Source organism: Patescibacteria group bacterium (assembly GCA_018896645.1).
Taxonomy (GTDB): Bacteria; Patescibacteriota; Patescibacteriia; order UBA2591; family JABMQE01; genus JAHIMF01.
This window is the reverse complement of sequence record JAHIMF010000030.1, coordinates 1-10,196: the sequence shown is the minus strand read 5'-3', so window position 1 is coordinate 10,196 and position 10,196 is coordinate 1. Positions and strand designations below refer to the sequence as shown.

11 protein-coding genes are annotated in these 10,196 nt (G+C 39.1%); 7 read left to right on the top strand and 4 right to left on the bottom strand.

The window, feature by feature from the left end; genetic code table 11:
• The first annotated feature begins 156 nt into the window (after positions 1 to 156).
• A complete protein-coding gene (locus KKD20_02065; GenBank protein ID MBU4331888.1) occupies positions 157 to 1,554 on the top strand; it encodes a hypothetical protein in 1,398 nt (465 codons plus the stop codon).
• A gap of 135 nt (positions 1,555 to 1,689) precedes the next feature.
• Positions 1,690 to 2,286, top strand: a complete 597-nt coding sequence (locus tag KKD20_02060; protein MBU4331887.1) for a CCDC90 family protein — start codon at positions 1,690 to 1,692, stop codon at positions 2,284 to 2,286.
• A 323-nt stretch (positions 2,287 to 2,609) separates the two neighbouring features.
• Here KKD20_02060 and KKD20_02055 read toward each other — a convergent pair whose 3' ends face one another.
• A complete protein-coding gene (locus KKD20_02055) occupies positions 2,610 to 2,771 on the bottom strand; it encodes a hypothetical protein (GenBank protein MBU4331886.1) in 162 nt (53 codons plus the stop codon).
• A gap of 83 nt (positions 2,772 to 2,854) precedes the next feature.
• On the opposite strand from KKD20_02055, the gene thrS reads away from it, so the two are divergent.
• On the top strand, positions 2,855 to 4,630 hold the full coding sequence (gene thrS, locus KKD20_02050) for a threonine--tRNA ligase (protein ID MBU4331885.1): 1,776 nt from the start codon (positions 2,855 to 2,857) through the stop codon (positions 4,628 to 4,630).
• Positions 4,631 to 4,877: 247 nt separating this feature from the next.
• Here the strand turns inward: thrS and KKD20_02045 are convergent, their stop codons facing one another.
• Entirely contained in the window at positions 4,878 to 5,522 is a 645-nt protein-coding gene (locus KKD20_02045) for a hypothetical protein (protein MBU4331884.1), read from the bottom strand.
• An 81-nt stretch (positions 5,523 to 5,603) separates the two neighbouring features.
• Between KKD20_02045 and KKD20_02040 the strand changes: the two genes are divergently transcribed.
• A complete protein-coding gene (locus KKD20_02040) occupies positions 5,604 to 5,738 on the top strand; it encodes a hypothetical protein (GenBank protein ID MBU4331883.1) in 135 nt (44 codons plus the stop codon).
• Here KKD20_02040 and KKD20_02035 read toward each other — a convergent pair.
• Positions 5,733 to 6,869, bottom strand: a complete 1,137-nt coding sequence (locus KKD20_02035; GenBank protein ID MBU4331882.1) for an ATP-binding protein — start codon at positions 6,867 to 6,869, stop codon at positions 5,733 to 5,735. The genes KKD20_02040 and KKD20_02035 overlap by 6 nt on opposite strands.
• Positions 6,870 to 7,133: 264 nt before the next feature.
• Positions 7,134 to 7,409 carry a hypothetical protein gene (locus tag KKD20_02030; GenBank protein MBU4331881.1) on the bottom strand — a complete coding sequence of 92 codons (276 nt, stop codon included), beginning with the start codon at positions 7,407 to 7,409 and terminating at the stop codon, positions 7,134 to 7,136.
• A gap of 85 nt (positions 7,410 to 7,494) precedes the next feature.
• Between KKD20_02030 and miaB the strand changes: the two genes are divergently transcribed.
• From miaB to miaA, 3 genes are read left to right on the top strand one after another with little or no spacing between them, the layout of a single operon-like run.
• Positions 7,495 to 8,877 (top strand): tRNA (N6-isopentenyl adenosine(37)-C2)-methylthiotransferase MiaB, encoded by a 1,383-nt coding sequence (gene miaB / locus KKD20_02025; protein MBU4331880.1) that lies wholly within the window; start codon positions 7,495 to 7,497, stop codon positions 8,875 to 8,877.
• A gap of 14 nt (positions 8,878 to 8,891) precedes the next feature.
• Positions 8,892 to 9,038: a hypothetical protein gene (locus tag KKD20_02020; protein ID MBU4331879.1), complete on the top strand. Its 147-nt coding sequence runs from the start codon at positions 8,892 to 8,894 to the stop codon at positions 9,036 to 9,038.
• A 49-nt stretch (positions 9,039 to 9,087) separates the two neighbouring features.
• Positions 9,088 to 10,107, top strand: coding sequence for a tRNA (adenosine(37)-N6)-dimethylallyltransferase MiaA (miaA, locus tag KKD20_02015; protein ID MBU4331878.1), 1,020 nt, complete (start codon positions 9,088 to 9,090; stop codon positions 10,105 to 10,107).
• Positions 10,108 to 10,196 lie beyond the last annotated feature (89 nt).

Below are 10,196 nucleotides of genomic sequence, written 5' to 3'. Positions count from 1 at the left end.
TTTATAGATATTGATGGAAATTAATTGATATTAATTGATATTTGTTGATTGTTAATAAAGTTAATAAAAAGGAATAGTATCAGCCAAAGGCTGACCAGCAGAGCTAAGCTCAGCTTTGCCTCTGGCTGGAATAATTAAATAGTAAATAACAAACTTATGCCTAAAAAAACCACCAATAGAAAAATGGATTTGGAGAGAGATCTGGAGGAAATAGCCAAGCCTACAATAAAGGATGGGCCTAGAGACCAACTTTATGTGCCCGCTTCTTCTTCTTTGAGCAAAATTGCTTTTACTTTCATTGGCTTGGCAGTTATTTTAATTATCGGGATTTTTTATTTTTCATACTCCTACACCACTATTATTGTCACTCCCAACCCCCAGGCCGAAACCTTTGAAACTGAAGTGCCCATCTCGCTGCCTTTAGCCAAAACCGATGGGCCGCTTGATGAAATTCGTTCGATTGTGGATTCTTGGACCAAAAACAATCCAGATACCCTCTTTGTAGAAACCGTAGAAGTAACCATTGAAGGTGAGGAAAAATATGCGCCTTCCGGCGAAGGTGATTCTAAAAAAGAACCGGGTATTGCCCACGGTAAGATTACTGTTATTAACAAACAATCAACGGCCCAAGAGCTAATTGCCCGAACTCGTTTTGAGCCGGAAGGAAGTCCGGAAGGAGGAAATGATGTCTTTAGAATTAAAAATGGGGTTACTGTTCCGGCTAACGGAAAAATAGAAGTTGAAATTTTTGCTGACGAACCAGGGGAGGCTGGCAATCTCGGACCAAGTAAATTTTACTTGCCTGGTTTTTCTTCGGAAGCTAAAAGAAAAATGGTTTATGCCGAAAGCCAGGCTCCGATGACTGGCGGAGTTAAAGAAATAAAAATTCTCTCCCAGGCAGACATTGACACTGCCCGTCCCCAGCTCGCTCAAAAACTTTTTAACCAAGCTTTGGTTGAGTTAGAAGAAAAAATCAAAAATGCCAAAACTCCGGAAGATAACAATGAAAATGACCGTCTGCCCGCCGAAGGAGAAGAAGAACCCAAAGGAGAAAAACCTGCCATTTTTACTGAAAACGCCAGACTGCTACCTAAAGCCACCTGGCAGGAAGTTATTGAAACTTCAACAGTTGAAAAAATCGGGGCAGAGGTTGAAGAATTTACTCTAAAAATGAAATTACAGGTCACAGCTTTTGTCTTTGACGAGGCAGAGCTTCTGGGTATTGTTAAAAATAATGTCACTAAAGAATTAGCTAACAAAAAAACCTCTAAACTTCATTCAATTGCTGAGGAAAGCCTTGATTATAACGTTAAAAATTACGACTTCCAGAAAAGCACAGCCCAACTCGCGGTTAGCATTAGCGGCACCGCCATGCCCGAATCCGCCACCTCGTTTGACGAGAAAGATCTGGCCGACTTGACCAATGACACCATCAAAGTCTACTTAAGGAAACACCCAGAAATAAAAAGCATTGAAATCAAAGAATCAATTAGTTGGGCCAGAAAAATACCTTTCTTGAAAAATCATGTGCGGGTGAAAGTAAATCAGCCTTAAATTCACGAAACACGAAACAGGCAAACATATTAACATTTGAACATCTTAACATATGACTTTTTGAAGAGTTAAACGTTACCTTGTTAAAATAAAACATGTTAAAATAAAATCAATAACACCCTATCCACAAATTCTATGCAGCAACAAAACGAGCTAAAAAAAACTATTCGGGAAGTGGTGGAAGAAGTAGTTAAACCAATTAATGATAAATTAAGTGACTTGCCCTCTAAAGAAGATATGAATAGTTTTAAGAGTGAGGTGAAAGAAGATATGCAAAGTTTTAGGGGCGAAATGAAAGAAGATATGAATAGTTTTAAGAGTGAGGTGAAAGAAGATATGCAAAGTTTTAGGGGCGAAATGAAAGAAGATATGCAAAGTTTTAGGGGCGAAATGAAAGAAGATATGCAAAGTTTTAGGGGCGAAATGAAAGAAGATATGAATAGTTTTAAGAGTGAGGTGAAAGAAGATTTTAAAGAGTTTGGCGAAAGGGCTTTTGAAACTTTTTCCACTAAAGAAGATTTAAAAAGATTTGCCACTAAAGAGGATGTGAGGAAATTCCGAGATGATATTTTATCCAGTGAAGATAAAATTGCTAAAGAGATAGAAGACATGCGGGACGAACAAAGAGCCCAGTATAAATGCGACAAACGTCAAGATGATAAACTTGAGGAGTTAGACGGCAGGGTAACTCAAGTTGAAATAAAAGTGGGCGCTTCGCCCATTAGTCCTTAATTTTTTGTTGCGATAAAATTTAGAATTACCAATATAATATAAATGCCAAAGTGATTGCAGTGTTCACCAAACACTGGTCCCGCACCTAATTTAGCGGGATGATGAGCATCATCCTAAACTTTGGTGACAATTTATAATGAGTGACCCGCAAATAATTTATGTGCGGGTAATAAGGGTGGAACCGCCCCGGTCGCGACCGGGGTCCCAAGCAGCAGATTTTGTTGCTTTTTTTATTAAATACTGATAGTCACCCCAGACAAACGGATAAAAAAAAGACCTCAAGCAATATACTGCCTGAGGCCAAAATAAGGTTTCATATATGCTCACCCATCTTGAACACGGCGAGCTTTCTCGAAAACTCGATCCGACTCTTCTTTCAGCTTTGCCCTTCTTTCGGGATCGCTCTCGTGTTCAGCTAAATCCAACAGTCTTATCCCCTCTTTTTTGTACCACCGTTCACGCTCCACTCTTTCCTCCCTGTCCATAAAAATCACCTCCTTAGAATGAAATGGCTATACGAAATAATTATCATATTTAATACTTTTAATCATAACACATCCAAAAAATTATGTCAAGAGCAACCCTTAAATCAAGAAAACAAGAAAACAAGAAAACAAGAATTTCGTCAATCGAGACCAAACGGCATTCTCTCTCCCATGTCCTGGCGCAAGCTGTAAAAAATCTTTACCCAAAGGTCAAATTAGGCATTGGCCCGGCCATAGAGAATGGGTTTTATTATGATTTTGATAATCTGAAACTAGCGCCCGAAGATTTGCCAAAAATCCAAAAAGAGATGCAAAAAATTATAAATCAGGGACAGAAATTTGAAAAGTTTGAAATGAGCAAAGCAGAAGCAAAGAAAATGCTAAAAAGTGAGCCGTACAAATTAGACCTCCTCAAAGAACTCAAAGAAAAACCCAGCTTCTATAAAAACCTTGATACAAACGGCAATAAAACTTTCGTTGACATGTGCTCTGGTCCACACATTGAATCAACCAAAGAGCTAGCGGCTGACTCGTTTAAACTCAATCGTCTGGCTGGCGCTTATTGGCGCGGGGATGAAAAAAACAAAATGCTCACGCGGATTTATGGCATTGCTATGGAAAATAAAAGTGAACTTAAAAAATACTTGGAGATGTTGGTTGAAGCCGAAAAAAGAGATCACAGAAAAATCGGAGCCCAGCAGGATTTATTTTCTTTTCACGAAGAAGGCCCTGGATTTCCTTTTTGGCACGCTAAAGGTTGGATTATTTGGAATGAAATAGTAAAATATTGGCGAGAGGTTCATAGACGTGAGGGCTACACGGAGGTCAACACCCCAATAATCCTTTCACGCACTCTTTGGGAAAAATCCGGGCACTGGGAACATTATAAAGAAAATATGTACTTTACAAAGATTGATGAAATGGATTATGCCATTAAACCAATGAACTGCCCAGGCGGAGTTTTAGTCTACAAAAATAGCCTGCACTCGTACAAAGAATTTCCGCTTAAAGTAGCGGAGCTTGGTTTGGTGCATCGGCATGAACTTTCCGGGGTCTTGCACGGGCTTTTTCGAGTCCGAAGTCTTACTCAAGACGATGCCCATATTTACTGCCTGCCTGATCAAATTGAGGAAGAGGTTGGCAGAGTGATTGATTTGATTCAAGAGATATACAAGGTCTTTGGATTTAAAAAAGTGAAAATTGAGCTTTCTACCCGGCCAGATAATAGAATGGGTTCTGATAAAATCTGGGACAAAGCGGAATTAGCCCTCAAAAAAATACTTCAAGGCAAAAAAGTTAAATATCAACTTAATGAAGGTGATGGCGCTTTTTATGGCCCAAAAATCGATTTTCATATCACTGATTCTCTGGACCGAACTTGGCAATGCGGCACAATCCAACTGGATTTTGCCATGCCCGAGACTTTAGATATTGAATATGTTGATGAACAGGGCAAGAAAAAACGGCCTGTGATGCTGCATCGTACGGTTCTTGGTTCGTTTGAGCGATTTATTGGTATTCTAATTGAACACTATGCTGGCGCTTTTCCTCTTTGGCTCTCCCCGGTTCAGATTACTATAATACCGGTTGGCGCCGACCATAAAAATTTTTCTCATAAACTGGCTGATGAATTCAGAAAAAATGATTTAAGAGTTGAAGTTGAAGATACGAACGAAACCGTAGGCAATAAAATTCGTAAAGCCGAAAAAATGAAAATTCCTTACATGCTGGTGATTGGTGACAAGGAAATGCAAAGTGAGGATTTGAATGTCCGACTGCGCGGTGAAAAGGCAGTGAAAAAGATGAGTAAAGAGAAATTCGTGGAGAGGATGAGAGAAGAGGTTGAACAGAAGAAATAAAGAAATATAGAAACAGAGAAATAGAGGATTAATCATTGATAGATGTTCAATTGTTCTATTGTTCTATTGTCGAAGACTCTGAGCAAAGCCCTTGAGCAAAGTCGAAAGGGCGGAGCTGAGGGGTTACATTGTTAAATTATCTTTTGTGGTGTTTGCGCTTTCGTGGTCGAATAAAAAAGCCCCAAAAGCAAATTTCAATGCCTGGGGCTTGGTTTAGACCGTGAAACCAAAATAAGGGAGAATGATTTTAGAACCTGGAGGTCCAGGCCACCCAAATCTCGCGCCGCGACGGTTGAAGGATGTTTCTAGGATTAATAGCCAAAATAATCCTATTCGATTTCAAAGGACCCACCCGACCAAACTGACGACCCAGTCCCAAAAACACTTCAAAGCGCTGGCCTTGAACCTTTTCAACGTATTCAATAACCTCTGCTGGCAAACCATTAAAACATAACCACTGGCGAAAAGCCAAGATGTCAGCCTCGCCGTACAGGGGATCACGATACTGGCTAAAAAATCCACGCTGGAATTTCCAATAAGTTTCGAGCTCGGGATGGATAGAAAGGTAAGTGCGGCTTAAATCGTCTCTTGACTCACCTACACTGCTCCCAATGCCCAGTAAAATATGTCTCGTCATAATAGACGATACTACGCCAATTTCCACTGGAGGTATTGTCCAGGAATCGACTCTCCAATAGTAACGATGTGGGCCCGTATCATAATAATAATCATCTACGGGATTCCATCTTAAACCAGTATAACCCGCAACCCGATAGGGAATAAGGGCTATCAATAAGAATAATGCGAGGCATAAAATCAGCAACCGCCGCTTAGACATGGCTCGTCTCCTTTCTGATTGTGAAAGAACAAAAACATCTCCTACCTCCCACATTCTATGATAGCAATCAGATATATTTTTGTCAAAAAATAAAACTCTCCGGTGCGCCGAGGGGGTTTCAAAATGAATAAAAGCATGAGTAATAAAAAAAGCTCAATTAAATATTACCATTTGAGGGTGTTCGGCTGCCAGATGAACAAATCGGATGGCGAGAGAATTGAGGCGATTCTGCGGATGGCAGGATACTCCCCTACGGCTGACGAACTATAAAATGAATTTTAAAAAATTTGTCTTATCCACTGTCTCGTAACTGGCTTTGGGATAAGTTTCCAACCAATCCTTCGGCGCTTTTTTCGCTTTCTTGCTCCAACAAATCTCATAGCCGTACAAATACCCGTCTCTTTCTTCAACCCAATCAATCTCTTTTTGATCATAAGTCCGCCAAAAATAATTGTTGGCCGGAAGAAATTGATATGACTGTTTTTTAATTCTCTCCATAACCAAATAATTCTCCCAGAGCATTCCAATATCATCGCGCAGAGATAATATGTTAAAATTATTTATTAAGCCGTTGCGAACCCCATTGTCATAAAAATAATAACGGGATGTTTTACTAACTTCCTTGCGCAAATTGCGGCTAAAACCGCGCACATTTATAATAATAAAGGATTTTTCCAACAAGTCCAGGTAGCGATAAACCGTATTTTTATTTATTTCCAAAACATTGGCCAACTCGGAAAGAGAAACCTCCTTGCCAATCTGAAAGGCCAAAAGCGTTAAAAGGTCGCGAATCTTTTTGGGACTGCGCACATTTTCCAGTTCTAAAATATCTTTAAACAAATAAGAGTCAATCAGCTCTAAAAGATAATTGCGTTTCTCCTGCGGATTGGAAATTTGAAATAATTCCGGGTAGCCGCCAAATATTAAATATGATTCTAAAGTTTCTTTATAAAAAGACAAATCTTTGGTGGCAATAATTTCACTGGCGCTGATAGGAAATAAATTAATTGTTTTCTTTCGGCCGGTAAGCGGTTCGCCGACTTGTTTGGCTAAACTAAAAGACGCTGAACCGCTGGCAATAACGGCAGCATCCGGAATATTATCTACAATCAATTTTAAGTTAAGTCCGATGTTTGGTATCTTCTGAGCTTCGTCAACAATAATAATTTTTTTATCGCCAACAAATCCTTTTAAAATTTCAATTGATTGCGATGATAATTCGTCCTGCGTGGCTCTGTTTTCGCCGGTAACCATTTTTATTGATTTTTTATCGGCCTGGCCAGCAACAAATTGATTCAATAAAGTTGTTTTTCCGACTCGGCGCGGACCATAAAGCAAAACCACTTTATTGACTTGCAGGTTTTTTTTAAGTAAATTTTGGGCTAATCTGTCAACTATCATAAAAATTTAGATAAATTTAGGCATTTGCCTATCTGTATTATATCAAATTTGGATATTTTGTCAATACGGATTTTACCTCTTCTGTGGATAACTTAATACTGGATAAAATTGGCCGCAAACGCCGAATCTTGCTCGCGGAAAAGATTGGGGTATACTAAAATTTGCAAAAGAAAAATCCCGCACCACTCCGGCAAGCCGAAGAGTACGGGACAAGATGCGGGCATGACATGCGGTCGTGCTCGCCTCTGACTTACGGACCCATAATCACTCCTGATGTTGTGCATTGGAAACCATGGTTATGCCACTATCAAGCGCCTTCCTTAATGATGCCGCCTCCTCAGGAGAGAAAATCATATGAAGATGCTTACCCTTTTTTTCTAAACTAACATACACAGAGTAGTGAGGATTTTCTCCGCCATCAGGTTGTGCCCCTGAAAGATGAGATCTGTCCTCCTCCACCCCAACACCGCGATACGGCTCCAGACCAAAAGGAAATTTTACAGAAACACTGTCACCACATGCTGCCCATGTTATTGTCATCTCCATCATAACCCTTCCTTTCTGACGAACGATTTAATAGGTTTTGACTCTCCTTTTTTAACTAACTTCAAATCATTTTATCACAATGTTAAAAAAAGGTCCAATTAAATATTACCACCTTAGAATCTTCGGCTGCCAGATGAACAAATCGGATGGCGAGAGAATTGACGCGGTGATGCAAAAAGCCGGATATAAACCAACTGACGATGAAAAATCGGCTGATATTATTATTGCGGTGATGTGTTCGGTGCGGCAGTCGGCAGTGGATAGAATTTATGGATTGTCAGGAAGATGGAGAAAACTACCGGCCGAAAAGGTTTTAACGGGATGTGTGCTTGAGTTTGACCAAAACAAATTAGCTAAACAATTTGATGTGATTTTGCCGATAACTATGATTAATGAGTTGCCAAAGTTAATCACAAAGAAACAAAGTGGTGAATTATCAATTATTAATTATCAATTATCTAATAAAAACAAAATTCCTTGCAACTACCTATCCATACCGCCAAAACGTCAATCAGCACACCAAGCCTATGTCCCGATTATGACGGGATGTGAAAATTTTTGTACTTATTGTGTTGTGCCATATGTGCGAGGGCGAGAAATTTCAAGACCGGCAGAAAAAATCATCAATGAGGTTAAATATCTAGTGAAACAAGGATATAAAAAAATTACTTTACTCGGAGAAAACGTGAATAACTACAAAAACAATCGGACAATTGGACAATTGGACAATGGTATTGTCGACTTCCCCGCCCTACTTAAAATTCTGGCAAATATCCCAGGAAAGTTTTGGCTCGGGTTTTTGACGAGCAATCCAGAAAATTTTTCAGATGAATTGATTGAAGTTATTGCCGGCGAGCCGAAAATATGCAATTATATTCATTTGCCAATTCAATCCGGAAGCAACGTTATTCTCAAAAAAATGAATCGGAAGTATACTAAAAATGAGTATCTTAAGTTAATTAAAAAAATCAAAAAGCAAATTCCCGATATCGGACTTTCCACGGATATTATTGTCGGCTTTCCCGGAGAAACAAAAAAACAGTTTGAGGAAACTGCTGAAGTAATGCGGGATTTGAAATATGATATGGCTTATATTGCCCGGTATAGCCCAAGACCAGGGACGGCAGCAACGAGGCTGACTGATGATGTGACGCGCGAAGAAAAGAAAAGACGAGAAAAGGTTTTGACGGAAATACTGAAAGAAACGGCTTTGGAGAATAATAGACGGTTGGCGGGCAAAATTTTGGAAGTGCTGGTTGAAGACGAAGTTAATAAAGTTAATAAAGTTTCCGCCAAAGGCGGACCAGCCTCTGGCTGGAATAATCTGTTGATGGGGAAAACTGAAACCTTTAAGAATGTGAAGTTTGAAGGACCAAAAAATCTGATTGGAAAATTTGTAAAGGTGAAGGTTGCTAAGGCGAATGAGTGGGGGATAGAAGGAGAATTGATAAATAATAAATAATAATTAATAATTTTATGTTGTCCAAAAACAAAAAACTTCGGGCAGAAAAGCGCGAAGAGAAAAAAGAAAAGCTTAAAAATAAACAGGTAAGTTTGGCTGACCAAATAAAAAAGGTAAAGACAAACAGGAACTACAGGGGTGATGTGAAAAAATTTATATAGAACACGGATTACAACGGATTTAAACGGATTATAGATATTTTTTATCTTTATGAAAAAAAATAAACCTAAAATTATTATTATCCTCGGCCCTACTGCTTCAGGAAAAACCAAGCTCGCGGTTAAGCTCGCGAATAAATTTAATGGTGAGATTATTTCGGCTGATTCTAGGCAAGTTTATGAAGGTATGGATATTGGGACAGGGAAAGATTTGGAAGATTATCTTATTCAAGATACAAGATACAAGATACAAGATACAAAAAAATCTCAAATTTCAAATAAATTCCAAAATCAAAATTCCAAATTTCGAATACAAAAAATACCCTACCATTTGATTGATGTGGCGGGTCCGAAGACAACTTTTAACGTGGCGAAGTGGTTGAAACTTACGCATAAAGCGATTGATGATATTTTTAAACGCGGTAAAACGCCTTTTGTGGTTGGCGGCACTGGACTTTATATTTCGGCTCTGATTGAGGGCTATAATTTAGCTGGCACAAAGCCAAATTTAAAATTAAGAAAAAAATTGGAAAAGCAATCGCTTGAGATATTACTCGCGCGTCTGAAAAAAATAGACCCAATAACTTATAAAAAAATAGACAAAAAAAATAAACGGCGGGTGGTGCGGGCTTTGGAGGTTTGTCTCGCCTACCCCGAAGGTTGGCAAACGTTTGCCAACCTTCGGGGTAAAGTGAAACCCAATTTTGATTTCCTTCTACTTGGAGTCAACCGCCCTAGAGATGAAACAATAAAATTAATTGACAAACGGGTTGAAAAACAACTTGACCAAGGAATGATTAAAGAGGTTGAACAACTGCACAAGCAAGGCGTGAGTTGGAAGCGACTGGATGACTTCGGACTTGAATACCGCTGGATTAGCAGATATTTGCGCGGCAAATTGGCCCGTGAAGAGATGATAAAAAAATTAAAAATCTCTATTCATCAGTTTGCTAAAAGGCAGATGACTTGGTTTCGAGGGATGGATGAGGTGAGGTGGGTGAAGTGGTTTGGTGATGCGAACAAGTTAGTGAATAAATTTTTGGCTGACTCGAATAGCTCTAATTCGCTCTAATATCTCGAATATAACAAAAAAATAAGCGCTCCTGGTCCTCCGTAACAGGAACGCTTTTTGAATCCTGATGATTCAGGATTGAGGATTTA